Below are 25529 nucleotides of genomic sequence, written 5' to 3' on the forward strand. Positions count from 1 at the left end.
CCCCCCCGCGATGGGGCCTGTTTCAGAACTGCCCGCCCGAAAGACGTTTTATTTCGTTTTTGGTGCAAAAATCGTCATGTCATGTCTGGACAGGCGAGGCGCAAGCTGACACAACACCCTCGCCGCCCGGGAACAGGCTCTGGTGGTCGCATCGGGCTCGACCCGCTGCGCTGACCCCGCAGATATTGAGAGTTTTTCAGATGGATCGCCGTTCCTTCCTGACCAAGGCCGCCCTCGGCACTGCCGCGACCGGCCTGGCCGCCCCCGCCCTCGCCCAGGAAAATCCGAAGATCACCTGGCGAATGACGTCCTCGTTCCCGAAGTCGCTCGCGACGCTGTGGGGCAACACCCAGGAACTCGGCCGGCGGATCTCGGAAGCGACGAACGGCAACTTCACCATCCAGCCCTTCGCCGCAGGCGAGCTGGTCGGCGGGCTGCAGGCCGCCGATGCGGTGGCCGACGGCACCGTCGAGGCCGCGCATACGGTGGGCTACTACTACTGGGGCAAGGATCCGGCCTGGGCGCTTGGCGCCGCGGTGCCGTTCGGTCTGTCGGCACGCGGGATGAACGCCTGGCACTACTTCGGCGGCGGCATCGACATGTACAACGCGTTCATGGCGAAGCAGAAGCTGTTCGCGCTGCCCGGCGGCAACACCGGCACCCAGATGGGCGGCTGGTTCCGCAAGGAGATCAACACGCTCGAGGACCTGAAGGGTCTGAAGATGCGCATCGGCGGCTTCGCCGGCAAGATCGTCGAACGTCTCGGCGTGGTGCCGCAGCAGATCGCCGGCGGCGACATCTATGCCGCGCTCGAGAAGGGCACCATCGACGCGGTGGAATTCACCTCGCCCGCCGATGACGAGAAGCTCGGCTTCGTCAAGGTCGCGCCTTACTACTACTACCCCGGCTGGTGGGAAGGCGGCCCGACCGTCCATTTCATGTTCAACCTCGACAAGTGGAACGCGCTGCCGGCGAATTACCAGTCGCTGCTGCGCTCGATCTGCCAGAGCATCGACGCGAACATGCTGCAGCAATACGACTGGAACAACCCGCCGGCGCTGATGCGGCTGATGGCCGAGGGGGCGCAGCTGCGTCCGTTCTCGCCCGAAATCATGCAGGCCTGCTACGAGACCACCAACAAGGTCTATGACGAGATCGAGGCGACCAACCCCGAATTCGCCAAGATCTGGGCCTCGATCAAGGATTTCCGCAAGCAGTGGTATCTGTGGCAGCAGGTCGCGGAATACAACTACGACACTTTCATGATGGTTCAGCAGCGCAAGAACACGCTCTGAGCCCTGTCCCGACAGCTTTCGGATCAGGCCCCGGCACCCGTGCCGGGGCCTTTTTTCGTGCGGCGAGCCGCGCGCAAGAAAATTGCTGGACAGGTCGTCACAGCACGATACTATCCCTTTGAGAGCCGCCGGAGAGGAGCCCCACGGGGGACCGGCGCGCATCGACAGGAGGAGTTTTCATGGATCGTCGTTCATTTCTGACCAAGGCCGCCCTCGGTGGCGCCGCGGCCACCTCGCTGGCCGCGCCGGTCGTGGCCCAGACCAGCCCCAAAATCACCTGGCGGATGACGTCTTCGTTCCCGAAGTCGCTCGATACGATCTACGGCGGAGCCGAGTTCATCGCGAAAGCCGTGTCCGAGGCGACCGGGGGCGACTTCCAGATCCAGGTCTTCGCCGCGGGCGAGATCGTGGGCGGCTTGCAGGCAGCCGATGCTGTGACCTCGGGCACGGTCGAGGCCTGCCATACCGCGAACTATTACTACTGGGGCAAGGACCCGACCTGGGCACTTGGGGCGACGGTTCCCTTCGCGCTGAACGCGCGTGGCATGAACGCGTGGATGTATTACTCGGGCGGGATCGACCTTTACAACGAGTTCATGGCGAAACAGAACCTCTATGCGCTGCCGGCGGGCAACACCGGAGCGCAGATGGGCGGCTGGTTCCGCAAGGAGATCAAGACGGTCGACGACCTGAAGGGGCTGAAGATGCGCATCGGCGGTTTCGCCGGAAAGGTGCTCGAACGTCTCGGTCTGGTGCCGCAGCAGATCGCCGGCGGCGACATCTATGCCGCGCTCGAGAAAGGCACCATCGACGGCACCGAATGGATCGGGCCCTATGACGACGAGAAGCTCGGCTTCTACAAGATCGCGCCCTATTACTACTATCCGGGCTGGTGGGAAGGCGGGCTGACGGTGCACGCGCTGTTCAACCTGCAGAAGTGGAACGAGCTGCCGGCGCAATACAAGTCGATTCTGTCGAACGCCTGCATGGCGGCGAACCAGGACATGCTGGCGAAATACGACCGCAAGAACACCACCGCGATTCAGTCGCTGGTCGCCAAGGGCACGCAGCTGCGCCCGTTCTCGCCCGAGATCATGCAGGCCTGTTTCGAGGCCGCCAACGCGACCTATGCCGAGATCGAGGCGACCAACCCCGCGTTCAAGAAGATCTGGGGCTCGATCAAGGACTTCCGCAAGGAATGGTTCTTCTGGAGCCAGGTCACCGAATACAACTACGACACCTTCATGATGATCCAGCAGCGCGGCGGAAAGCTGTAAGCCGCCCTGCCTTCGCGACCAGAAACGCGCGCCCGGATCCTCTGCGGCGCGCGTTTTCGTGCCGGGGTCCCTGCCGCCCCGGCGTTCGGCGTTGAAAAGCCCGGCGCGCATGTCATGATGGCCGCGAAGATCCATGCCGCAGAGGGAATCCTATGGCGCTGCCGGCCCGGCAACAGTTCGTCTATTGGGGGCTTGCCGCCCTGGTGTTTCTGGCCGTGCTGTGGGGGCTCGGGGCAGTGCTGCTGCCCTTCCTCGTCGGCGGGGCGATCGCCTATTTCCTCGACCCGGTGGCCGACCGGCTGGAACGGCTCGGCCTGTCGCGGGTGATGGCGACGGCGCTGATCGCGCTGATCGCGACGCTTGGCTTCGTGGTCGGCGGGCTGCTGATCGTGCCGATGCTGGTGCGGCAGCTGGCGGGCCTCGTGGCGGCGGCGCCTGACATGACGCAACATCTTCTGGATTTCCTGAACCAGCAGTTCCCGCAGATGCACCAGCGCGGCTCGGTCATCAACGAGACGCTGCAATCGCTTGGCGAGGCGGTCAAGGCCCGCGGCGGAGAGCTGGCTCAGACCGTGCTGACCTCGGCGATGAGTCTGGTGAATTTCGCGATCTTTGTCGTCGTGGTGCCGGTCGTGGCATTTTACATGCTGCTCGACTGGGACCGGATGATCGCCAGGGTCGACAGCTGGCTGCCGCGCGACCATCTGGCCGAGGTCCGCGCCATCGCCCGCGAGATCGATAAGGTGCTGTCGGGTTTCGTGCGCGGGCAGGTCTCGGTCTGCGTCATCATGGGCACGTTTTACGCGGCGCTGCTGATGCTGGCGGGGCTGAACTTCGGGCTGCTGGCGGGCGCCATCGCGGGCACGCTGACCTTCATCCCCTATGTCGGTGCGATCCTTGGCGGCGGGCTGGCGATCGGGCTGGCGCTGTATCAGTTCTGGGGCGACTGGCTGCAGATCGGCATCGTCGTCGGGATCTTCGGTCTCGGGCAGTTCCTCGAAGGCAATGTGATCACGCCGAAATTCGTCGGCCAGTCGATCGGGTTGCACCCGCTGTGGCTGATCTTCGCGCTGTCGGCTTTCGGAACGCTGTTCGGCTTCGTCGGAATGCTGGTGGCGGTGCCGGTGGCTGCGGTGATCGGGGTGCTCGCACGGTTCATGCTGATGCGCTACCTGAAGGGTGAGCTGTATCTCGGGCAGGCGGGAACCGAACAGGACAGGCGCGGATGACGCGCCAGATGATCCTCGATCTGCCGGTGCGTCAGGCGCGCGGGCGCGACGATTTCTTCGTCGCCCCGCCCAATGCGCTGGCGCTGGCGACGCTCGACGATTGCGCGGGATGGCCTTCGGGGCGGATGCTGCTGATCGGGCCCGAGGGGGCCGGGAAATCGCATCTCGCCGCGATCTGGGCCGAAACACAGGACGCCCCGGTGCTTTCCGCCGCCGCCCTGACCGATGCCGAGGCCCCCGCCGCCGCCCGTCACGGCGCCGTGGTGATCGAGGATGCCCACCGCATCGCCACCCGCCCCGCGGCCGAGGAAGCGCTGTTTCACCTCCATAACCTGATGCAGGCCGAGGGCGGGCGGATGCTGTTGACGGCAGCCAGCCCGCCGCGCGACTGGGGGGTGCACCTGCCCGATCTGGCAAGCCGGATGGCCGCGCTCGCCTCGGTTCGGATCGGGCCGCCCGACGATGCACTGCTCTCGGCGGTGCTGGTCAAGCTGTTCGCCGACCGCCAGACCAAGGTGCCGCGCAGCCTGATCCCCTGGCTCGTCGGGCATATGGACCGCTCTTTCGATGCCGCACGCCGGCTGGTTGCCGCACTCGACGCCCGTGCCGTTGCGGAAGGCCGCCCGCTCAGCCGCGCGATGGCGGCCGAAGTGCTGGACATGCGCGCATGAACCGGCGCAAACTGTCACTGAACCATTACAAATCAGCGCGATAACTGCGCCTATCATGACCCAGGCCGATTTTCTCCAGACCCCGTTCCCCGCCCCCGTCGAGCTGCCCGAGGCAGAGATCACGGGGCCGTCTCGCTTCTTCAACCGCGAGCTGAGCTGGCTTGCCTTCAACTGGCGCGTGCTGGAGGAGGCGGCGAATCCACGGGTGCCGCTGCTTGAACGGCTGCGGTTTCTGTCGATTTCGGCGACCAACCTCGACGAGTTCTATACCGTGCGCGTCGCCGGCCTGATGGAGCTGGTGCGCGAGCATAACACCCTGCCCTCGGACGACGGGCTGACCCCGGCCGAGCAGCTGGTGAAGATCAACGCCGATGCCCGCCGGTTGATGGGCACCCAGCAAAGCAGCTGGAACATCATCCGCCGCGAGATGGAAACCGCCGGTATTCACCTGCTGACCCGCGGCAAGCTGACCAAGGCCGACCGCACTTACCTTGGCGAATATTTCCTGTCGAACGTGTTCCCGGTGCTGTCGCCTCTGGCGATCGACCCGGCGCATCCTTTCCCCTTCATCCCGAACACCGGCTTCTGCCTCGCACTCGAACTTGAACGCGAGCGCGACAGCCGCCGGATGCAGGCGCTTCTGCCGATCCCGCAACAGCTCAATCGCTTCATCGCCCTGCCCGGCGAGGACCGCTTCCTGCCGATGGAAGAGCTGCTTTTGCTCAACCTCGGATCGCTGTTCCCGGGCTACCGCGAGACCGGCTCCTGCGCGTTCCGGGTGCTGCGCGACAGCGACCTCGAGGTCGAGGACGAGGCCGAGGATCTGGTGCGCGAATTCGAGGTGGCGCTGAAACGGCGCCGCCGCGGTCAGGTGATCCGGCTGAAGATCACCGCAGGCGCGCCCGAATCGCTGCGCACGGTCATCATGAGCGAGCTTGGCGTGAACCCCGACGAGGTGGTCGAGGTGAAGGGCCTTCTGGGCGTCGCCGACCTGAAGGAGCTGGTGCTGTCCTCGCGCCCGGATCTGCTGTGGCCGCCGTTCACGCCGCGAGTGCCCGAGCGCGTGACCGATCACGACGGCGACATGTTCGCCGCGATCCGGCAAAAGGACATGCTGCTCCACCACCCCTACGAGACCTTCGACATGGTGATCCGCTTCCTGCAACAGGCAGCGAACGATCCGAATGTCGTGGCGATCAAGCAGACGCTCTACCGCACCTCGAAGGACAGTCCGATCGTCGATGCGCTGTGCGAAGCGGCGGAGAACGGCAAGTCGGTGCTGGCGCTGGTCGAGCTGAAGGCGCGCTTCGACGAGGCCGCCAACATCCGCCAGTCGCGCCGGCTGGAACGCGCGGGCGCGAATGTCGTCTACGGCTTCATGCACCTGAAAACGCACGCGAAAATCAGCACCGTGGTACGGCGCGAGGGCGATGCGCTGGTGACCTATACCCATTTCGGCACCGGCAACTATCACCCGATTACCGCCAAGATCTACACCGATCTCAGCCTGTTCACCTGCGATCCCGCGCTCGGGCGCGATGCGACCAAGGTATTCAATTTCCTCTCGGGCTACGTCCAGCCAGAGGAGCTGGAGAACCTGGCGATCTCGCCGATCTCGCTGAAATCGCGGCTTCTGGAACTGATCGGGGCCGAGATTGCCCATGCCCGCGCCGGCCGCCCGGCCGAAATCTGGGCCAAGATGAACAGCCTGACCGAGCCCGAGGTGATCGACGCGCTTTACGCCGCCTCGCAGGCCGGGGTGAAGATTTCCCTCGTGGTGCGCGGCATCTGTTGCGTGCGACCCGGGATCCGCGGCCTGTCCGAGAACATCCGCGTCAAGTCGATCGTGGGGCGGTTCCTCGAACACAGCCGGATCGTGTGCTTCGGCAACGGTCACGGGCTGCCGTCGAAGAACGCGCGGGTGTTCATGTCCTCGGCCGACTGGATGGGGCGCAACCTGAACTGGCGCGTCGAGACCCTGGTCGAGGCGAAGAACGAGACCGTCAAGGCGCAGATCGTCAGCCAGATCATGGCCGCCAACATGGCCGATGAGGCGCAAAGCTGGATCCTGCAACCCGACGGACGGTTCCTGCGCGAACTCCCCGAAGGGAAGGAGCTGTTCTCCTGCCACCGGTTCTTCATGGAATTCCCGTCGCTGTCGGGCCGCGGATCGGCCGGGGCGCGCGACGTTCCCGAGCTTGCCCATGGCACCGACTAGGGGCTAGATTTGCGCCGCGCCCACCGCTGGCGCGACTGAGGACAGGACGACAGGATGAACGCCAAAGCCGATGCCCCCCGCGGGGTGGTTTCTGCCGAAGAGTGGGACGCATTCGGCAAGCCCCTGTTCGACGATCCGTCGGCCCGGGCGCTGAGCCGGGTGGGTGTGGTCGACGTGGGGTCGAACTCGGTGCGGATGGTGGTGTTCGACGGTGCCGCCCGCAGTCCGGCCTATTTCTACAATGAGAAGGTGATGGCGGGCCTCGGTCAGGGGCTGGCGGAAACCGGGATGCTGAACCCTCTGGGGCGCGAGCGCGCGCTCTCGGCGCTGCGCCGCTTCGCTGCGGTGGCGAAGGGGATGGACATCGGCCCGCTGACCTGCGTGGCAACGGCGGCGGTGCGCGATGCGGGCGACGGCCCGGCGTTTCAGGAACAGGTCGAACGCGAGACCGGGTTGCATCTGCACGTGATCGACGGCGCCGAGGAAGCCCGGCTTTCGGCACAGGGCGTGATGCTCGGCTGGCCAGATGCCTCGGGGCTGATCTGCGATATGGGCGGCAACTCGATGGAGCTTGCCGAGATCGGCGCCGGTCAGGTTGGCCGGCGCGAGACCTCGCAGCTCGGCCCGTTCCGGCTGCAGCAGGTGAAGGGCGGCCGCAAGGAACTGCTGGCGACGATCCAGCAGCAGATCGCGAAGCTCGCGGCTGCGGTGGGCGTCGGACACGAGCGGATCTATCTCGTCGGCGGTTCGTGGCGGGCGATTGCGCGCCTCGACATGGAACGGGCGAATTATCCGCTTCTGGTGCTGCACGAATACCGGATGGAGCCGGAGGCCCTTCTGAGAACCCTCGACTGGATCGAGAAGACCGACCTCGGACAGCTGCGCACCCGGACCGGAACCTCTGCCGCGCGGATGGAGCTGGTTCCGCTCGCCGCGCTGGTGCTGCGCGAGCTGATTCGGGTGTTCCAGCCGAAGGAGATCGACTGCTCGTCATTCGGCATCCGCGAGGGGCTGCTGTTCGAGCAGATGCCCGAGCGGCTGCGCGAACGCGATCCGCTGATCGAGGCCTGCCGCTACGCCGAACAGATGCAGGCGCGCCTGCCCGGGTTCGGCAAGAAGCTGCACAATTTCATCAAACCGGTGATGGGCGAGGTTAGCCCCGGGCAGTTCCGGCTGCACCGCGCGGCCTGCTATCTGCATGACACCACCTGGCGCACCCATCCCGATTACCGGGCCGAGGCCTGTTTCGACAACGTGACGCGGGCCAACCTGTCGGCGCTGACCCACCCCGAGCGCGTGTTCATCGGCCTGTCGCTGCTGCACCGCTACAAGAACTCGCGCGCGGGATCGCGGTTCGAGCCGATGTTCGCGCTGCTGAGCCCCGCCCAGATCACCGAGGCCGAGATCCTCGGCAGGGCGATGCGCTTCGGCGCGATGTTCACGATGAGCGATCCGTCAAAGGCCGGCACGCTGGAGCTGAAGCCGAAGAAGAGCCAGCTGGTGCTGAAGCTGACCCCCCCGGGGGTGGAGCTGTTCGGCGAGGTCTGCCTGTCGCGGTTCAGCTCGCTCGCACAGTCGCTGAAGGCGGAGCCGGTAATCGAATATCCCTGAGGGAAGGACGGGGCGGCTTGCGGTGCATGGGGGCTCTGCCCCCGTCTCCTGCGGAGACTCCCCCGGGATATTTGCGGCGAATCGAAAGGGCCGTCAGCTTTGCACGATCGGCGGCCCGACAGGTTTCGGCGCCGCGGCAAGCGTGAGATCGAGCGAGACCGGGAAGTGGTCCGAGGCCTGCAACAGCGCCTCGCGCAGCTCAGGCACCTTGTAACACCCGGGATCGTCGAACGGATGCCAGATCCGCCAGGACGGGGCGGCGGTGCAAAGATCGGGCGAGATCAGGATATAGTCGAGCATCGCTCCGAAATACTGACGGGCATCCTTGAGGTAGAACCGGGCCGAAACCGGCTGCGCGGCGAAGGGACCGCCCTTGTTCAGCCTGGCATGAGGGTCGCGCAGACGCCGCGCGGGGGGCTGATCCTCGCCCACAACGATCTCGAGACCGGAGCGGCCGAAGAGTTTCTCATATTCGTCGAGGCCGGGACCGTCGTTGAAATCGCCGAGCACGAGAAATGGCTCGCCCGCGTCGAGCAGCAGATCCACTCGGCGGCGCAGCCACAGGCATTGCGCGAGTTGCTTGCGCCGGTTCTCGATGGCGATGCGCACCTCGGCCACGGGATCGGAAGGGGCACCGTGCGGCGCCTTGGATTTCACATGCACGCCGACCAGCCGAAGCCGCGCCCCATCCCGCGTTTCAAGCACCGCTTCGAGCGGCGGTTTCGAGAACACGACACGATCGAGTCTGCCGTCGATGTCCAGGTCTATTTTCAGGCTGCGGTCGAAGCGCGGGCAATCGGGCGGATCGTCTTGCGGATCGTGAATCGCGGTGACGACATCCGGATCGTAGAGCAGCGCAATCTCCTGCTGGGTCTCGTTGGCGAAGCCCATCAGCGCCTTGCGCTGGCGCAATCCGGCGAAGGCGGCGAAGCGCTCGAGCATCTCGACCGTATCGCGCCCATCGCCATCACCCGGCGCCTCGACGATCAGGAAGACATCGGCATCGACCGCGGTGAACACGATGCCGAGTGCGCCCAGCTGATCGCCGCGCGTGACATTGTAGCGTGACGACCATTCGCCGTCGTCGAGCAGCCGGCCACGGCGGTCGAACAGGCTGGTGAACCATTCGACGTTATAAGTGGCTATGCGCATGAGCGGCCCCATCGCGGATCTGCTCCCAGGCGCGGTTCAGCGCAACGACACGCTCCTCGGCCAGCTGCACCGCCTCGGCCGGCAGGCCACGGGCGATCGCGCGGTCCGGGTGGGCCTCGCGCACCAGAGATTTCCAGCGCGCGCGCGCCTCCTCGACCGGGGCGGAGGGGGGAAGTTGCAACACGGTCCAGGGGTCAGGTTCGGCATCGGGCACGAAGCTCGCACGCATCGCGGCGAAACAGCATTCGTCGAGACCGAAGATCCGCGAGACCTCGGCCAGGAAGGCATTCTCGGCCTCGTGATAATCGCCATCGGCCACGGCAATCGCGAACAGCCCTTCGAGAACGTCCTTCAGCATCGGTGCGCCGGGACCGAACATGGCGGCAATCTGGCGGGCATAGGCATCGAAACCCGCGACATCGGTACGCGCCAGATCGAAAACGCGGGCAGCATGGGTCTCTTCATCCGGCGAAATCTGAAAAATGCGCCGGAATGTCGCCACCTCGTCGCGCGTCACGTGGCCGTCGGCCTTGGCCATCTTGGCGCCGAGCGCGATGACCGCGATGGTGAAGCCGACCGAATGCTCTGGAGCACCGCGCAGATGCTCGAACACGGCTCCCAGCCCCTCGCCCCGAACGAGCGTGGCCAGTGCCTCGCCGATGCGGGCCCATATCGAAACCGGCTGATCCATGCGCACGAGATTAGCGGGCTTTGTGCCCGGTCTGAACCCGAAAACGTCGAGGGAAGAACGGGGGCTCTGCCCCCGCGGCCTGCGGCCTTCCCCCGGGATATTTATGGAAAGCCGAAAAGGAGAGCCGCTCTCTCTTTCGACTTTCCATAAATATCCCGGGGGTGAATTCGCGGCGCCTCCGCAGGAGGGGGCGCGAAGAGGGGGCAGAGCCCCCTCCCCTGTGTTCTCAGGCGCGCGCGGCGCGGATCAGGTCGAGGATCTCGCGGGCGGCGAAGGGAATGTTCGTGCCCGGCCCGAAGATCGCCTTGACGCCGGCGTTCTTCAGGAACTCGTAATCCTGATGCGGGATCACGCCGCCGCAGATCACGATGATGTCGCCTGCGCCCTTTTCCTTCAGCGCCTCGATCAGCTTCGGCGCCAGCGTCTTGTGACCTGCGGCGAGCGACGAGATGCCAATGACATGGACGTCGTTGTCGATGGCGTCCTGCGCGGCTTCCTCGGGGGTCTGGAACAGCGGGCCGACGTCGACGTCGAAGCCGATGTCGGCGAAGGCCGTCGCGATGACCTTGGCGCCGCGGTCGTGACCGTCCTGGCCCATCTTCACCACCAGAAGACGCGGCCGGCGGCCTTCTTCCTCGGCGAATTTTTCGACGTCGCGCTGGATCTGGGCGAAGCCCTCGTCGCCCTCATAGGCCGCGCCATAGACGCCCGAGAGCGTCTTCACCTCGGCCCGGTGACGGCCGAACACCTCTTCCATCGCCATCGAGATCTCTCCGACAGAGGCCCGGGCGCGCGCGGCATCGACCGCCGCCTCGAGCAGGTTGCCACCTTCCTTGGCGCGGCGGGTGATCTCGGCGAGCGTCGCCGTCACCTTCGCCTCGTCGCGGGTGTCGCGGATCTGCTTCAGACGTGCCACCTGCGCCTCGCGCACCGCGGCGTTGTCGATATCGAGGATGTCGAGCTGTTCCTCATGCGCCGGGCGATACTTGTTCACGCCGACGATGACTTCCTCGCCGCGGTCGATCATCGCCTGACGGCGCGCCGCGGTTTCCTCGATGCGCAGCTTCGGCATGCCCGACACGACCGCCTTGGTCATGCCGCCCATCGCCTCGATCTCCTCGATCAGCGCCCAGGCCTTGTCGGCGAGATCGGCGGTCAGCTTCTCGATGTAGTAGCTGCCGGCAAGCGGATCGACCACATGGGTGATCCCGGTCTCTTCTTGCAAGATCAGCTGGGTGTTGCGCGCGATCCGGGCCGAGAATTCGGTCGGCAGCGCAATCGCCTCGTCGAGCGCGTTGGTATGCAGCGACTGGGTGCCGCCGAGTGCCGCCGCCATCGCCTCATAGGCGGTGCGCACGACGTTGTTGTAGGGGTCCTGCTCCTGCAACGACACGCCCGAGGTCTGGCAATGCGTGCGCAGCATCAGCGAGCCGGGCTTCTTCGGAGCGAACTCGGTCATGATGCGATGCCACAGCAGACGCGCGGCGCGCAGCTTCGCGACTTCCATGAAGAAGTTCATGCCGATGGCGAAGAAGAACGACAGCCGGCCGGCGAACTTGTCGACGTCCATCCCGGTCGCCAGCGCGGCACGCACGTATTCGCGCCCGTCGGCCAGCGTGAAGGCCAGCTCCTGCACCAGGTTCGCGCCCGCTTCCTGCAGGTGATAGCCCGAGATCGAGATCGAGTTGAACTTCGGCATCTCGTTCGAGGTATACTGGATAATGTCCGCGATAATCCGCATCGAGGGCTCGGGCGGATAGATGTAGGTATTGCGGACCATGAACTCCTTGAGGATGTCGTTCTGGATCGTGCCCGACAGCAGGCTGCGGTCCACGCCCTGCTCTTCGCCCGCGACGATGTAATTCGCCAGAATCGGGATCACCGCGCCGTTCATCGTCATCGAGACCGAGACCTTCTCGAGCGGGATGCCGTCGAACAGGATCTTCATGTCCTCGACCGAATCGATGGCGACGCCCGCCTTGCCGACATCGCCCACCACGCGCGGGTGGTCGCTGTCATAGCCGCGGTGCGTCGCGAGGTCGAAGGCGACCGAGATACCCTGCTGACCGGCGGCCAGCGCCTTGCGGTAGAAGGCGTTCGAGGCCTCGGCGGTCGAGAAGCCGGCATATTGGCGGATCGTCCACGGACGGCCGGCATACATCGTCGCGCGCGGGCCGCGCAGGAACGGCGCGAAGCCCGGCATCGTGCCCAGATGGCTCAGCCCGGTGAGGTCGTCCTCGGTGTAAAGCGGCTGGACGTCGATCCCCTCGAGCGTCTTCCACGTCAGGCTGTCGAGCGGACGGTCCTTCAGCTCCTTCTGGGCGAGCTTGGTCCATTCCTCTTTCTTGTCCGTCATCGGACGATCCTCCTCCTCGGGCGCCGCGGGCCGCCGGGGCGGTGCGGGCAGGTTGTCACGGCCCCGGCACGAGGGCCGGGAAAGGCGTCAGCGGGGCGCACGCGCGCCCCGAAACCGGCCGGGCAGCCCCATGTCCGGGGCCGCCCGCGAAGCTCATTCGAACTCCATGATGATCTCGTCGACCTTCAGACTTGCGCCCGGGGCCGCGTTGATCTTCTTGACGATGCCCTTGCGCTCGGCGCGCAGGATGTTTTCCATCTTCATCGCCTCGACGGTGGCCAGCGCCTGGCCCTCCTGAACCTCCTGCCCCTCTTCGACCGAGATCTTCACGATCAGACCCGGCATCGGGCAGAGCAGGAACTTCGAGGTGTCGGGCGGCATCTTCTCGGGCATCAGGCGGGCAAGCTCGGCCGCGCGCGGGGTGCGCACGTGGACCTTCATGTCAGCGCCGCGCACCCGGATGCGGAAGCCCATCGGGATCAGCCCGACCTTCAGCACCAGCGGCTCGCCGTCGACCGTCAGCTTCGCCAGCGACTGGCCCGGCTGCCAGTCCGAGGTGACGCGCATCTTCTGCCCGTCGACGAAGATCACCGTCGCGCCGTCATGATCGGCCGCCACCGAGACCTTGTATTCGTGATCCTGCAGCGAGATCACCCAGTCGTCACCGACCTTGCGCTCGTGATTGCCGAGCGTGCCCGAGATCCGGCTGAGACGGATTTCCGACACCCGGTTCATCGCGGCGGTGGCGGCGGCCACACGGCGCAGCACCGGCTCGTCGAGCGTCACGCCCTGGAAGCCCTCGGGGTATTCCTCGGCGATGAAGGCCGTGGTCATGTTGCCCGAGGTGAAGCGCGGGTGATCCATCACCGCCGCGACGAAGGGCAGGTTGTGACCGATGCCCTCGACCTCGAACGTGTCGAGCGCGAGACGCATTTCCTCGATCGCCTCCGAGCGCGTCGGCGCCCAGGTGCAGAGCTTGGCGATCATCGGGTCGTAATACATCGAGATTTCGCCGCCCTCGAACACGCCGGTATCGTTGCGCACGATGCCGCCGCGCACCGTCTTGCCTTCGACCGGCGGACGGTAGCGCGTCAGACGCCCGATCGAGGGCAGGAAGTTGCGATAGGGATCCTCGGCGTAAAGCCGGCTTTCCATCGCCCAGCCGTTGATCTTCAGGTCTTCCTGCTTGAACGGCAGCGGCTCGCCATTGGCGATGCGGATCATCAGCTCGACCAGATCGAGGCCGGTGATCAGCTCGGTGACGGGATGTTCCACCTGCAGACGGGTGTTCATCTCGAGGAAGTAGAAGTTGCGGTTGCCGTCGACGATGAATTCGACCGTGCCGGCCGAGGTGTAGCCCACCGCCTTCGCCAGCGCGCAGGCCTGCTCGCCCATCGCCTTGCGGGTCTTCTCGTCGAGGAAGGGCGAGGGCGCCTCTTCGATCACCTTCTGGTTGCGGCGCTGGATCGAGCATTCGCGCTCGTGCAGGTAGACGCAGTTGCCGTGCTTGTCGGCGAGGACCTGGATCTCGATGTGGCGCGGCTGGGTGACGAACTTCTCGATGAAGATACGGTCGTCGCCGAAGCTGGAACGGGCCTCGTTTTGCGACATCTCGAAGCCTTCGCGGGCCTCCTGGGCGTTCCACGCGATGCGCATACCCTTGCCGCCGCCGCCGGCCGAAGCCTTGATCATCACCGGATAGCCGATCTGATCGGAGATCTTCACCGCTTCCTCGGCATCGGCGATCAGGCCCATGTAACCCGGAACCGTCGACACGCCGGCGTCCTGCGCGATCTTCTTCGAGGTGATCTTGTCACCCATCGATTCGATGGCGGGCGAGGGCGGACCGACGAAGACCACGCCCGCTTCTTCCAGAGCGGCGGCGAAATCCATCCGCTCGGACAGGAAGCCGTAACCCGGGTGAACCGCTTCGGCGCCGGTCTGGCGAATCGCATCCATGATCTTGTCGATCACGATATAGGACTGATTCGCCGGCGGCGGACCGATATGGACCGCCTCATCGGCCATTTTCACGTGCAGCGCATTCGCATCGGCGTCCGAATAAACGGCAACCGTCTGGATGCCCATCTTGCGCGCGGTCTTGATGACGCGGCAGGCAATCTCGCCGCGGTTCGCGATCAGGATTTTCTTGAACATGAGTTTCCTTCCCTTCGGCCCCGGAACCTCCTCCGGGCCGCCTCTGCTGCTCTCACTGCGTCCGGGGACGACAATGAATTCGAAACTGGCGATGCCCCCGAGGGCATCGTGCTCTGCCCGCAGGGCGCGACGGCACCCGTGCGGATCGGCCCGGCGGCACGGCGAAGCGGCCGGCCGGACAGTGCAGCCTGCACCGGGCGGCCTGAACGGGCCTGCGCCGGAGTTCTGTGCGGCCCGGGGGCCGCGACGAAACGGGATGCCCCCTGCCCCCGCTGTCCGGAACGGTCAGCGCGGCAAAGGGACGGTCCGGCCATGGGGCCGAACCGCCAGAGGCAAAAAGGGGTCGGAAAGTGAGACGAGGAAGGAACCGGCCGTGCGGCCCTCCCGGTCGCGCCCCCAGACTGCGCCACGGACGGGCAGCTGGCAAAGCGTTTCCGGACCGGCGCGGACGCGTCGGCGGCAAACTGCCGGATGGAGGGGGAGAACGGCCGGAACATGCTCAGTCCTCGTCCTCGTCGTCATCGTCCCAGACGAAACCGTTGTCGTCGTCGAACACCTCGGGGAACGAAGCCTTCGCGCGGCTCGGTTCGATGCGCAAAAGCTGCTCGTAAGAGGCCGGATCGAACGGCTCCTCGGCGGCGACGACCTCGCGCCCGATCAGCCACGACAGCCGACCGGCGTCGAGATTGCCACGCTCGAACGGCTCTTCGCCGAAATGCTCCCACAGCGCGGCCATGAAGCCTGCATCGGCCCGTCGGTCGGCCGGGGCGCGGTCCTTGAACCGTTCGCGCCGGATGATCTTCGTCGGGCCCTGCTTATTGGCGCGCCGGATGGTGAACTGGAAATCGGTTCCGGGCAGGCGCCCGGGAAATCCGCGATGCTTCAGCATGTCTTTGCCTCCGTCTTGACGAGCGGAAGCAACATGGCCCGGGGGGCCTGCGCAAGGGGCATCTGCGGAAGAATGGCTGAACCCGCTTCGAAAGCCGGGCCGCCGCAAGAGTTGGCGGGGGCGAAAGAATCGCCCCGCCGACCGGCACCGAAACCGGCACCGGGATTGCAGGGGGCAGCGGCAGGCCGCCGCCCCCGTGCGATATTACTTGTACTTGCCGGTGTAGTGGGGCTCGGTCGTGACCGCAGCCGGAGCCGGAGCCGGCTCTTTCTTAGCGCAAGCAGCGACGCCGACAACGGCGACGAGAGCAGCAACGAGGATTGCTTTCGACATTTTGTTCTCCAGTGAGGCCCGCAACCAAGAGAGGTCTCCCCCTCCAGCCCGTAGTCCCCGATCATGTCACGAGTCGGATCATTCCAACCCGAGGTCACATTATCCTGCGTTTGAACGCAGGTGAAGCGGGCAAACCGCATCGCGACGCGATGTTGCAACGCCGCATCATAAAAACGCCACACGAATGCGTGATCGCAGACGGGCGTGATCACACGCCCCCCGAGCTCCGCATTCATGCGACAGGCACTCATTAAAACAACTCCCAGACACAGGCGCCATTCTCGATCGAATAGGCTTCGAAATACTGTTTCGCCGATTCATCCGCCTCGCCGAAGGGAAAGACCCGGTCGGCAATGGCGATCACGATCTGCGCCGGCTGTGGCCCGGATTTCGCGATGCGCGGCAACGCGTAGCCGTTGCACAGCGCCTCCATGTCCTTGGCGACAACCTCTTGCGAGACCTTTTTCTTCGCCAGATCCGGCGCGACGAACCGGAACCGCATCGTCAGCCCGGCCGGCCCCTGGCTGTCGCGCAGGGTTTCGAGCCAGCGAACGTCCATCCCCGAAGGCACCGCAATCGGGTCGCCCGATGGGGCTTTCGGGGTTTCGGCAAAGACCGCCCCCGAAAGGGCTGCCGTCAGAGCGACGGCAGCGATCGTCAGTTTCGCGTTGAGCATTTCCGGGCCTTCCCAAATTCCGCCAGACTAGAGCGGAATATTGTCGTGCTTCTTCCAGGGATTCGACAGCTTCTTCGAACGAAGCGAGGCGAAGGCCCGCGAGATGCGACGACGGGTCGAATGCGGCTGGATCACCTCGTCGATGAAACCGCGCTCGGCCGCGACGAAGGGGTTGGCGAAGCGGTCCTCGTAATCCTTGGTGCGCGCCGCGATCTTCTCGGCATCGCCCAGTTCCGAACGATACAGGATCTCGACTGCGCCCTTGGCCCCCATCACCGCGATCTCGGCGGTCGGCCAGGCGTAGTTGAAATCGCCGCGCAGGTGCTTCGAGGCCATAACGTCATAGGCGCCGCCATAGGCCTTGCGGGTGATCAGCGTCACCTTCGGCACGGTGGCCTCGCCATAGGCGAACAGCAGTTTCGCGCCGTGCTTGATGACGCCGCCGTATTCCTGCGAGGTTCCGGGCAGGAAGCCGGGCACGTCGACAAGCGTCAGGATCGGGATCTCGAACGCGTCGCAGAAGCGCACGAAGCGCGCCGCCTTGCGCGAGCTGTCGATGTCGAGGCAGCCCGCCAGCACCATCGGCTGGTTGGCGACGACGCCGACGGTCTGGCCTTCGAGGCGAATGAAGCCGGTGATGATATTGCCCGCGAAGTCCTTCTGGATCTCGAAGAAGTCGCCCTCGTCGGCGATCTTCACGATCAGCTCCTTCATGTCGTAGGGCTGGTTCGGGTTCGCCGGAATCAGCGTGTCGAGCGAGTTCTCGACCCGCGCGACGTCATCGAAGAACGGCCGGACCGGGGCCTTCTCGCGATTCGACAGCGGCAGGAAGTCGATCAGACGACGGGTTTCGGCGATCGCCTCGACGTCGTTTTCGAAGGCGGCATCGGCCACCGAGGACTTCTTGGTATGGGTGCTGGCACCGCCGAGCTGCTCGGCGGTGACGATTTCGTTCGTCACGGTCTTCACCACGTCGGGGCCGGTGACGAACATGTAAGACGAATCCTTCACCATGAAGATGAAGTCGGTCATCGCCGGCGAATACACCGCACCACCCGCGCACGGGCCCATGATCAGCGAGATCTGCGGCACCACGCCCGAGGCGAGAATGTTCTTCTGGAACACGTCGGCATAACCGGCGAGCGAGGCGACCCCCTCCTGGATACGCGCACCGCCCGAATCGTTCATGCCGATCACCGGCGCGCCGTTCTGCATCGCCATGTCCATGATCTTGCAGATCTTCTCGGCGTGGGTTTCGGACAGCGAGCCGCCGAACACGGTGAAGTCCTGCGAGAACACGTAGACCATGCGGCCGTTCACGGTGCCCCAGCCGGTCACCACGCCGTCGCCGGCGGGCTTGTCGGCTTCCATGCCGAACTCGACGCAGCGATGCGCCTTGAACATATCGAACTCTTCGAACGACCCTTCGTCGAGCAGAAGTTCGATGCGCTCGCGCGCCGTCAGCTTGCCCTTCTTGTGCTGAGATTCAATGCGGCGCTGCCCCCCGCCAAGGCGTGCCGCAGCGCGCCGCTCCTCCAGCTGGTTGAGAATGTCTTTCATTCCCGCCTCCTCCGAATGTTCGGCCGGAGACTATACTCGCGCAATATTCTTTCAACACCAATTCAGCTAATTTGCAAACAGTTGCCAAGTCATGCGTTGCGAATTGAATATTGGCAAATATTCTCAGGGGGCGCGACAGCGCCCGCACTCCCCGTCCGGCCGCGCCCGCGGAAGACCGGGCCGGGGCGGCTGCACATTTCATATAGAGTTCATTCCCTTAGAGCGGCAGCCGCCAAAAGGTCGCAGCCGGGGACCGGAGAGGCAGCCAAACCGGCCCGTCGGCGCCCCCTTCTAAGGCACCAGCACGACCTTGCCGGAGAACCCCCGATCCTCCAGCCGGCGATGCGCGGCGGCACCGTCCGCAAGGGCAAATGTCTCGATCGGCGGAACCGCGATCACCCCCGCGGCCAGGGCGTCGAACAGCTTGCGGCTGCGGCGCCGTCGCTCGGCGCCGCTGTCGAGGTAGTCCCACAGCTCGGCGCCGCGCAGCGCCTTCGAGCTTTGCATCAGCATCAGCGGATCGACCGGCGCGGGCGCACCGCCCGACATGCCATAGGTCACGATTGTGCCGCGGTTGCGCGCGGCCTCGATGCTGCGCGCGAGGGTCGAGCCTACCGCATCGTAGACCACGTCGGCCCCGCCGCCGGTCAGCGCCCGCACCCCGGCCACCCAGTCGCCGTCATAGCCCAAAACGGCCTCTGCCCCGAGATCGCGCGCGATGCGTCGCTTTTCTTCCGAGGACGCCATCGCGATCACCCGCGCCCCCTTCGCCCGGCACAGCCGCAGCAGGTGCCGCCCCACCCCGCCCGCGGCCGAATGCACCAGCACACTATCGCCCGGACGGATCGCGGCGCTGTCCTCGCTGAGATACTGCGCCGTCAGCCCCTGCAGCAGGATCGCCGCCGCGGTCACCTCGTCCACGCCCTCGGGCAGCGGGATGGCGCGCTCGGCCGGCACCGCCAGCCGCGTGACATTGGCCCTCGCCACATCGACGAAGCCGATCCGGTCGCCGATGCGCAAGCCCCCGACCCCGGCGCCAAGCGCCACGACCACGCCCGCCCCTTCGTAGCCGTCGATATAGGGCGGCTCGCCCAGTTCGCGGTAATGGCCGCGGCGGCGGTAGATATCGGCGAAGTTCACCCCGGCCGCGCGCACATCGACCAGAACCTCTCCGGGCCGGGCGACGGGATCGGGGACTTCGCGGTAGCGCAGGACCTCGGGACCGCCGAAGGTTTCAAAGGTAAGTGCGAACATGTTCCGGATCCCCGTTCCGTGTGCCGTGACGTCAGGGCATGGTTATGGGGCGCGACAGCGCGAGGGCAAGGGGCGAAGCGCCGGGGCAAGGGGCGAAGCGCCGGGGCATCAGCTTTGCGCTTGCACCACGCCCGCGGCGCGGGTATCCGAAACCGACGGGTCCGCGCAGCGCGCATCCCGGGGGAATGGCGGAACGGTAGACGCGGCTGACTCAAAATCAGCTACCTGACGGTGTAGGGGTTCGAGTCCCCTTTCCCCTACCACACCTCCCGACACAGAAAACGGCCAGCCTAGAGGCTGCGGGCCGAGAACGTGTCGCAAGAAGCCACCTTGCCGCCACGATAACCATTTGCAAACCAGCGCGCCCGCTGTGCCGAAGTGCCATGCGTGAAGCTGTCGGGCATCGGCACCCGGCCGGCATTGCGCTGCAAGGTATCGTCGCCGATATGCGCGGCGGCATTCAGTGCCTCGTCGATATCGCCGGGTTCGAGCGACTGGAACTGCGCCGCCGCATGATTGGCCCAGACACCGGCGAAGCAATCCGCCTGCAGCTCGATACGCACCGAGATGGCGTTGCTGTCGGCCTCGGACATGCGCGAGCGCAGATCGTTCGCCTTCGACAGGATGCCAAGCTCGTCCTGGACATGATGGCCGATCTCATGGGCGATGACATAGGCCGCGGCGAAATCGCCCCCGGCGCCAAGCTGGCGCGACAGAGTGTCGAAGAACGCGGTGTCGAGGTAAACCTTGCCGTCCGACGGGCAATAGAACGGCCCCGTCGCCGCCGAGGCACTGCCGCAGGCCGAGGGATAGACCTGCGAGAACAGCACGAGCTTCGCCGGGCGATAGCTGCGCCCGAGCTGATCGCGGAACACCTCCGTCCAGACCTCTTCGGTATCGGCCAGCGTGACCGAGACGAACTCGCCCGCCGCGCGCTGACGATCCGTCAGCTGGCTCCGCGAGGCCGGCGCCTGCGCCTCGTCGAGGCCGCTCAGCAAAGGCGTCAGATCGACCCCGAAGACCCAGCCCGCAACCACGATCGCCAGCACCCCGAGGCCGCCGGCGCCGCCAAGGCGCAACCCGCCGCCTCCGCCCTGCCCGCGCCGGTCCTCGATGTTGTCACTGCCACGCCGTCCCTGCCACTTCATCGCCGGCCTCCCGATGCCATCACTCGTCCATCACGAAGCCGAGATTAGCCGCACCGCACCGCCGGGGAAAGAGCGCCCCGGCTTGACCTCGCGCCGGCGTCGGGCGATGGATCGGCGGACCCGCCCCGTCCGGACATTCCGGCACGGGCCGCAGCCCCATCCCGGAGGACGGATGTTTCGCAGGCTTTATCTCTGGACGGCCGGCCTCGTCGGGCATCCGCGCGCCGAAATCGGCCTCGGCACGATCAGCTTCGTCGAAAGCTCATTCTTTCCGATACCGGCGGATGTGCTGTTTATACCGATGTGCCTGACCCGGCCGGAAAAGGTGTGGCGCTATGCGCTGATCGCCTCGATCACCTCGGTATTGGGGGGGATCTTCGGCTGGTGCCTCGGTCACTATGCCTTCGATGCGGTCGGCCGGCCGCTGCTGGAGGCGATGGGCAAGATGGATACCTTCGAGAAGCTGCGCGGCACGCAGGGAGACCTGGCAATTCTGGCCATGCTGGTGACGGCGGGGCTGGCGCATGTGCCGCCGATGAAGGTGGTGACAATTCTGGCCGGAGTCATCAGTTTCGATCCGGTTCTGTTCATCCTGTCGGCCATCGTGGCGCGCAGCGCGCGGTTCTATGGGCTCGGCTGGCTGTTGTCGCGCTATGGCGTGGCGATCGTGCATTTCGTCGAACGACGGATGGCGTGGATCGCGCTTGGCGTTCTCGCGGTGCTGGGCATCGCGATCTGGTTTCTGAAGGGGTGAGGAGAGGGTCACAATGACGAAGGCACAGATGACGGATCAGGGCTGCGGTGCGCGCACGCGGGTCATGGTGGCGGCAGTCGGATCGGCGGCGGCGCTCGGGGGGGCGTTCGTGTTCCAGTCGCTCGGCTATGCACCGTGCCATCTGTGCATCCTCGAACGCTGGCCCCATGCGGCGGCGGTGGTGATCGGGCTGGCGATCCTGGCGTTGCGACTGCCGATGGTGACGGCGCTTCTGGGGGCGCTCGCGGCGCTGACGACGGCGGGCATCGGCATCTATCATTCACTCGTCGAGCGCCACATCATCGCCGGCCCCGACAGCTGCACCGCGGCCAAGCCCGCGCAGATGTCGGCTGCCGACCTGCTTGCCCAGATCCAGAACACACCGCTGGTGCGCTGCGACGATATCGCCTGGTCGTTCCTGGGCGTGACCATGCCCAACCTGAACGTGGTGCTGTCGCTGATCCTTGCCGCGATCTGGGTCTCGGCCTTCGTGAAGGCGCGAAAAACCGCCTGAGCGGGCGCGGCCCACGGCCCCCTCGCCCCTTCGTGATTGCGCACAAGGCCTTGCAGGGGCTATAAAGCAGACCAACAAGACCTAGAAGAACGAGCCAATCGCGTGACCGATACCCCCGAGACCCCGGAAACCCTTGAAGACGGCCCGAAGCGCCCGACCTACGACGGCCCATCGGTCTCGATTTCCGAAGAGATGAAAACCGCCTACCTCGATTACGCGATGAGCGTGATCGTGTCGCGCGCGATCCCCGATCTGCGCGACGGGCTGAAGCCGGTGCACCGGCGCATCCTTTACGCGATGTCGGAAACCGGCAACACCTTCGACAAGCCTTACCGCAAGTCGGCCCGCCCGGTCGGCGACGTGATGGGTAAATATCACCCGCATGGCGACGCCGCGATCTACGATGCGCTCGTGCGCATGGCGCAGGACTTCTCGATGTCGCTGCCGCTGCTCGACGGGCAGGGCAACTTCGGCTCGATGGACGGCGACAGCCCGGCGGCGATGCGCTACACCGAAGTGCGCATGGACAAGCCGGCGAACTTCATGCTCGCCGATATCGACAAGGATACGGTCGATTTCCAGGACAACTACGACGGCAAGGACAAGGAGCCCTCGGTCCTGCCGGCGCGGTTCCCGAACATGCTGGTCAACGGCGCGGGCGGCATCGCCGTCGGCATGGCGACCAACATCCCGCCGCACAACCTGGGCGAGGTGATCGACGCCACCCTCGCGCTGATCGAGAACCCGGATCTGACCTCCGAAGAGCTGATGCGCTACGTCCCGGGGCCGGACTTCCCGACCGGCGCCCTCATCATGGGCCGCACCAGCCCGCGCAAACCCTATACCGAGGGCCGCGGTTCCATCGTGATCCGCGCCAAGACCCGGGTCGAGGAGATCCGCAAGGACCGCCAGGCGATCATCGTCGAAGAGATCCCCTATCAGGTCAACAAGGCCGCGATGATCGAGAAGATCGCCGAACTGGTGCGCGACAAGCGCATCGAGGGCATCGCCTCGATCGCCGATGAATCCGACCGCGTCGGCGTGCGCGTGGTGATCGAGCTGAAGCGCGACGCGACGCCCGATGTGGTGCTCAACCAGCTGTGGCGCTTCACGCCGCTGCAGGTGTCGTTCGGCTGCAACATGCTGGCGCTGAACTCGGGCAAGCCCGAGCTGCTGACGCTGCACGATTTCCTCGCGCATTTCATCACCTTCCGCGAGGAAGTGGTGGCGCGGCGCACCGCCTATGAGCTGAACAAGGCGCGAGAGCGCAGCCATATCCTGTGCGGTCTGGCCGTCGCGGTGTCGAATGTCGACGAGGTGGTGGCGACGATCCGCGCCTCGAAGGACCCGGCCGAGGCGCGCGACAAGCTGATGACCCGGCGCTGGCCGGCCCACGAGATCGCCGAATACATCCGGCTGATCGACGATCCGCTCCACGAGCTGAACGAGGACGGGACCTATTTCCTGTCCGAGGCACAGGCACGCGCGATCCTCGAACTGCGTCTGCAGCGGCTGACCGCGATGGGCGTGCAGGAAGTCACCGAGGAACTCGTGGAACTCGCCGCGAAGATCCGCGACTATCTGGAAATCCTCGGCTCGCGCGTGCGGATCATGGCGATCATCGCCGACGAGCTGACCGAGGTGAAGACGATGTTCGCGGTGCCGCGCCGCACCGAGATCGTCGAATGGGCGGGCGACCTCGAGGACGAGGACCTGATCGAGCGCGAGGACATGGTGGTCACCATCACCTCGGGTGGCTACATCAAGCGCACGCCCCTGGCCGAGTTCCGCGCGCAGCGCCGCGGCGGCAAGGGTCTGGCCTCGATGCAGACCAAGGAAGACGACGTGGTCACCACGCTCTTCGTCGCCAACACCCATACCCAGCTGCTGTTCTTCACCACCGACGGCATGGTCTACAGCCTGAAGTGCTGGCGTCTGCCGCAGGCCGGGCGCACCTCGAAGGGCAAGGCGATCGTCAATATCCTGCCGATCCCGCAGGGCGTCACCATCGCCTCGCTGATGCCGGTCGATGCGCCGGAAGAGGATTGGGACGATTATCAGGTGTTCTTCGCCACCTCCGAGGGCGACGTGCGCCGCAACGCGCTGTCCGACTTCGCCAAGGTGATGCGCAACGGCAAGCGCGCGATGGAGCTGCCCGAGGGCGTGACGCTGGTCGACACGCGCATGTGCAGCACCGATGACGATATCATGCTGGTCACCGCCAGCGGCCGCGCGATCCGCTTCCCGGTGCCCGAGGTTCGGGTGTTCAAGGGCCGCTCCTCCACCGGCGTGCGCGGCGTGCGTCTGGCCGAAGGCGACAAGGTCGTCTCGATGTCGGTGATCCGCCATTTCGACGCCGAGCCCTGGGAACGCGCCGCTTTCGTCAAGCGCTACCGTCAGGAACATGGCGCGGAGGATCAGACCGAAGAGGATACGGTCCCCGACACCGACGAGGATGGCGCCCTGACCGAAGGCACGCTGAGCGAAGAGCGTTACATCGAGATGCTGTTCGCGCAGGATCTGCTGCTGACGATCACCGGCAAGGGCCTGGGCAAGATCACCTCCTCGCATGACTATCCGGTGCGCGGACGGGGCGGCCAGGGTGTCGGCGCCTTCAAGATGACCGAGAAGGGCGGCGCGCTCGTCGCCTCCTTCCCGGTGCTGATGACCGATCAGGTCATGCTCGCCACGTCGACGGGGCAGTCGATCCGCTGCCCGGTCGCGGGAATCTCGTTCCGGTCGCGCACGGCCGGTGGCGTCAAGGTGTTCGACACCGGCGTCGACGAGGAAGTCGTCTCGGTCGCCCGGATCGCCGAGCAGGACGAGGACACGACCGACGAGGCCGTGACCGAGGCCGGCCCGGAAACGGACGAAACCGAGGCCTGACCTGCCGTCGCGCGAGGGCCCTCCCCCCGCGCGGCGACGCTTGAAGCAAGCGAACCCCCCACACTGAACAGGGCCGCGACAAGACGGCCCGCAAGAGGTTGATGATGCAGAAGACAGTTCTGATCGCGGTGCTCTGCACCGCGCTGGCCCCGCTGACGGCAACGGCCGAAGTGACCGGCGCTCAGGTTGGCCTGCAATACTCGGGCTACGGCGACGCGGATGCGCGCGACATGCACAAGACGTCTCTTGGCGGCGCGATGGAATACGCGATCACGCCCGAGTTCTCGGTCCAGGGCGACGTGGCACAGCGTTACTACGGCGTCGCCAGCTGGGAAGGCACCACCGGCACGGTGCATGGCACCTACCATGCCTCGAACGGCGCGGCGCTCGGTGCATTCTATGGCCATGACTGGATCAAGGGCAAGGATTCCGACTACTACGGCGTCGAGGGCGCGCAGAGCTTCAACCAGATGCGCCTTGAAGGCTATGCCGGCTACATCCGCGGCGCGAGCGAGAACAAGGGCACGACCCTCGGCGGCAGCGCGACCTTCGCCGCGACCGACCGTCTCGGCCTCGGCGGCGAATATGGGATGGTCAACAACGACGACAAGCTGCAGCGCCTCGGCGCGACGGCGACCTATGCCTTCCCGGCGGGCTATGCCATCGACGGCGAGATCGGCATGGCCGACCGCGCCAATTCCGACAAGGAGGCGTTCGTCAGCCTCGGCGTGCGGGCGACCTTCGGCGGCCAGAACGGCGTGACCTTCGGCGAGCGCGGTCTTCAGGCGCTGTATCCGGGCCGGTAATCCCCCCTCGCGCGCAAGGCGCGGATTGCAAGACCTCCTGCGCGGCGCTACA

General features: G+C 65.7%; 19 protein-coding genes and 1 tRNA gene. 11 read left to right on the forward strand and 9 right to left on the reverse strand.

Annotated elements, in window-relative coordinates; all coding sequences use genetic code 11:
- The first annotated feature begins 200 nt into the window (after nucleotides 1-200).
- From CG50_RS00680 to CG50_RS00705, 6 genes are all read left to right on the forward strand, one after another.
- Nucleotides 201-1295, forward strand: coding sequence for a TRAP transporter substrate-binding protein (locus CG50_RS00680; RefSeq protein ID WP_036633990.1), 1095 nt, complete (start codon nucleotides 201-203; stop codon nucleotides 1293-1295).
- Between the two features lie 179 nt (nucleotides 1296-1474).
- Nucleotides 1475-2572, forward strand: a complete 1098-nt coding sequence (locus CG50_RS00685) for a TRAP transporter substrate-binding protein (protein ID WP_036633992.1) — start codon at nucleotides 1475-1477, stop codon at nucleotides 2570-2572.
- Between the two features lie 152 nt (nucleotides 2573-2724).
- Nucleotides 2725-3801, forward strand: a complete 1077-nt coding sequence (locus tag CG50_RS00690; protein WP_036633994.1) for an AI-2E family transporter — start codon at nucleotides 2725-2727, stop codon at nucleotides 3799-3801.
- A complete protein-coding gene (locus CG50_RS00695) occupies nucleotides 3798-4472 on the forward strand; it encodes a P-loop NTPase family protein (protein WP_036633997.1) in 675 nt (224 codons plus the stop codon). The genes CG50_RS00690 and CG50_RS00695 overlap by 4 nt, the downstream gene beginning before the upstream one ends.
- 55 nt (nucleotides 4473-4527) lie before the next feature.
- Nucleotides 4528-6690 (forward strand): RNA degradosome polyphosphate kinase, encoded by a 2163-nt coding sequence (locus CG50_RS00700; RefSeq protein ID WP_036634000.1) that lies wholly within the window; start codon nucleotides 4528-4530, stop codon nucleotides 6688-6690.
- 54 nt (nucleotides 6691-6744) lie between these two features.
- Entirely contained in the window at nucleotides 6745-8301 is a 1557-nt protein-coding gene (locus tag CG50_RS00705) for a Ppx/GppA family phosphatase (protein ID WP_051909294.1), read from the forward strand.
- A 93-nt stretch (nucleotides 8302-8394) separates the two neighbouring features.
- Here the strand turns inward: CG50_RS00705 and CG50_RS00710 are convergent, their stop codons facing one another.
- From CG50_RS00710 to CG50_RS00745, 8 genes are all read right to left on the reverse strand, one after another.
- Nucleotides 8395-9453 (reverse strand): endonuclease/exonuclease/phosphatase family protein, encoded by a 1059-nt coding sequence (locus CG50_RS00710; RefSeq protein ID WP_152559390.1) that lies wholly within the window; start codon nucleotides 9451-9453, stop codon nucleotides 8395-8397.
- Complete coding sequence (locus CG50_RS00715; protein WP_036634002.1) at nucleotides 9434-10144, reverse strand: molecular chaperone DjiA; 711 nt, start codon at nucleotides 10142-10144, stop codon at nucleotides 9434-9436. Before CG50_RS00715 ends, CG50_RS00710 begins: the two co-directional genes overlap by 20 nt.
- Nucleotides 10145-10370: 226 nt before the next feature.
- Nucleotides 10371-12500 carry a methylmalonyl-CoA mutase gene (scpA, locus tag CG50_RS00720; protein WP_036634005.1) on the reverse strand — a complete coding sequence of 710 codons (2130 nt, stop codon included), beginning with the start codon at nucleotides 12498-12500 and terminating at the stop codon, nucleotides 10371-10373.
- 153 nt (nucleotides 12501-12653) lie between these two features.
- Nucleotides 12654-14657, reverse strand: a complete 2004-nt coding sequence (locus CG50_RS00725) for an acetyl-CoA carboxylase biotin carboxylase subunit (RefSeq protein ID WP_036634016.1) — start codon at nucleotides 14655-14657, stop codon at nucleotides 12654-12656.
- A gap of 499 nt (nucleotides 14658-15156) precedes the next feature.
- Nucleotides 15157-15546, reverse strand: a complete 390-nt coding sequence (locus tag CG50_RS00730; protein WP_036634019.1) for a hypothetical protein — start codon at nucleotides 15544-15546, stop codon at nucleotides 15157-15159.
- A 583-nt stretch (nucleotides 15547-16129) separates the two neighbouring features.
- A complete protein-coding gene (locus tag CG50_RS00735; RefSeq protein ID WP_245615533.1) occupies nucleotides 16130-16555 on the reverse strand; it encodes a DUF6497 family protein in 426 nt (141 codons plus the stop codon).
- A gap of 27 nt (nucleotides 16556-16582) precedes the next feature.
- A complete protein-coding gene (locus CG50_RS00740) occupies nucleotides 16583-18115 on the reverse strand; it encodes an acyl-CoA carboxylase subunit beta (protein WP_036634021.1) in 1533 nt (510 codons plus the stop codon).
- A gap of 291 nt (nucleotides 18116-18406) precedes the next feature.
- On the reverse strand, nucleotides 18407-19369 hold the full coding sequence (locus CG50_RS00745) for a quinone oxidoreductase family protein (RefSeq protein ID WP_036634022.1): 963 nt from the start codon (nucleotides 19367-19369) through the stop codon (nucleotides 18407-18409).
- Between the two features lie 179 nt (nucleotides 19370-19548).
- Between CG50_RS00745 and CG50_RS00750 the strand changes: the two genes are divergently transcribed.
- Nucleotides 19549-19632: transfer RNA gene (locus CG50_RS00750), tRNA-Leu, on the forward strand.
- A 27-nt stretch (nucleotides 19633-19659) separates the two neighbouring features.
- Here the strand turns inward: CG50_RS00750 and ypfJ are convergent.
- Nucleotides 19660-20517, reverse strand: a complete 858-nt coding sequence (gene ypfJ / locus CG50_RS00755; RefSeq protein WP_036634024.1) for a KPN_02809 family neutral zinc metallopeptidase — start codon at nucleotides 20515-20517, stop codon at nucleotides 19660-19662.
- Nucleotides 20518-20689: 172 nt separating this feature from the next.
- On the opposite strand from ypfJ, the gene CG50_RS00760 reads away from it, so the two are divergent.
- From CG50_RS00760 to CG50_RS00775, 4 genes are all read left to right on the forward strand, one after another.
- Nucleotides 20690-21271: a YqaA family protein gene (locus CG50_RS00760; RefSeq protein WP_036634025.1), complete on the forward strand. Its 582-nt coding sequence runs from the start codon at nucleotides 20690-20692 to the stop codon at nucleotides 21269-21271.
- Nucleotides 21272-21284: 13 nt separating this feature from the next.
- Entirely contained in the window at nucleotides 21285-21785 is a 501-nt protein-coding gene (locus tag CG50_RS00765; protein WP_245615535.1) for a disulfide bond formation protein B, read from the forward strand.
- A gap of 102 nt (nucleotides 21786-21887) precedes the next feature.
- A complete protein-coding gene (gyrA, locus tag CG50_RS00770; protein ID WP_036634026.1) occupies nucleotides 21888-24671 on the forward strand; it encodes a DNA gyrase subunit A in 2784 nt (927 codons plus the stop codon).
- A gap of 104 nt (nucleotides 24672-24775) precedes the next feature.
- Entirely contained in the window at nucleotides 24776-25477 is a 702-nt protein-coding gene (locus tag CG50_RS00775) for a hypothetical protein (protein WP_152559391.1), read from the forward strand.
- The last annotated feature ends 52 nt before the right edge of the window (nucleotides 25478-25529 follow it).

Origin of the sequence: Paenirhodobacter enshiensis (assembly GCF_000740785.1) — a bacterium.
Lineage (GTDB): Bacteria > Pseudomonadota > Alphaproteobacteria > Rhodobacterales > Rhodobacteraceae > Rhodobacter > Rhodobacter enshiensis.

Excerpts from the sequence above, each read along its gene's own strand:
- CG50_RS00700 (WP_036634000.1), top strand. The coding sequence starts at position 4,528 with ATGACCCAGGCCGATTTTCTCCAGACCCCGTTCCCCGCCCCCGTCGAG.
- CG50_RS00715 (WP_036634002.1), bottom strand. The coding sequence starts at position 10,144 with ATGGATCAGCCGGTTTCGATATGGGCCCGCATCGGCGAGGCACTGGCC.
- CG50_RS00680 (WP_036633990.1), top strand. The coding sequence starts at position 201 with ATGGATCGCCGTTCCTTCCTGACCAAGGCCGCCCTCGGCACTGCCGCG.
- CG50_RS00710 (WP_152559390.1), bottom strand. The coding sequence starts at position 9,453 with ATGCGCATAGCCACTTATAACGTCGAATGGTTCACCAGCCTGTTCGAC.
- CG50_RS00760 (WP_036634025.1), top strand. The coding sequence starts at position 20,690 with ATGTTTCGCAGGCTTTATCTCTGGACGGCCGGCCTCGTCGGGCATCCG.
- CG50_RS00745 (WP_036634022.1), bottom strand. The coding sequence starts at position 19,369 with ATGTTCGCACTTACCTTTGAAACCTTCGGCGGTCCCGAGGTCCTGCGC.
- scpA (WP_036634005.1), bottom strand. The coding sequence starts at position 12,500 with ATGACGGACAAGAAAGAGGAATGGACCAAGCTCGCCCAGAAGGAGCTG.
- CG50_RS00740 (WP_036634021.1), bottom strand. The coding sequence starts at position 18,115 with ATGAAAGACATTCTCAACCAGCTGGAGGAGCGGCGCGCTGCGGCACGC.
- CG50_RS00705 (WP_051909294.1), top strand. The coding sequence starts at position 6,745 with ATGAACGCCAAAGCCGATGCCCCCCGCGGGGTGGTTTCTGCCGAAGAG.
- CG50_RS00695 (WP_036633997.1), top strand. The coding sequence starts at position 3,798 with ATGACGCGCCAGATGATCCTCGATCTGCCGGTGCGTCAGGCGCGCGGG.
- CG50_RS00735 (WP_245615533.1), bottom strand. The coding sequence starts at position 16,555 with ATGCTCAACGCGAAACTGACGATCGCTGCCGTCGCTCTGACGGCAGCC.
- CG50_RS00765 (WP_245615535.1), top strand. The coding sequence starts at position 21,285 with ATGACGAAGGCACAGATGACGGATCAGGGCTGCGGTGCGCGCACGCGG.
- CG50_RS00725 (WP_036634016.1), bottom strand. The coding sequence starts at position 14,657 with ATGTTCAAGAAAATCCTGATCGCGAACCGCGGCGAGATTGCCTGCCGC.
- CG50_RS00685 (WP_036633992.1), top strand. The coding sequence starts at position 1,475 with ATGGATCGTCGTTCATTTCTGACCAAGGCCGCCCTCGGTGGCGCCGCG.
- CG50_RS00730 (WP_036634019.1), bottom strand. The coding sequence starts at position 15,546 with ATGCTGAAGCATCGCGGATTTCCCGGGCGCCTGCCCGGAACCGATTTC.
- ypfJ (WP_036634024.1), bottom strand. The coding sequence starts at position 20,517 with ATGAAGTGGCAGGGACGGCGTGGCAGTGACAACATCGAGGACCGGCGC.
- CG50_RS00775 (WP_152559391.1), top strand. The coding sequence starts at position 24,776 with ATGCAGAAGACAGTTCTGATCGCGGTGCTCTGCACCGCGCTGGCCCCG.
- CG50_RS00690 (WP_036633994.1), top strand. The coding sequence starts at position 2,725 with ATGGCGCTGCCGGCCCGGCAACAGTTCGTCTATTGGGGGCTTGCCGCC.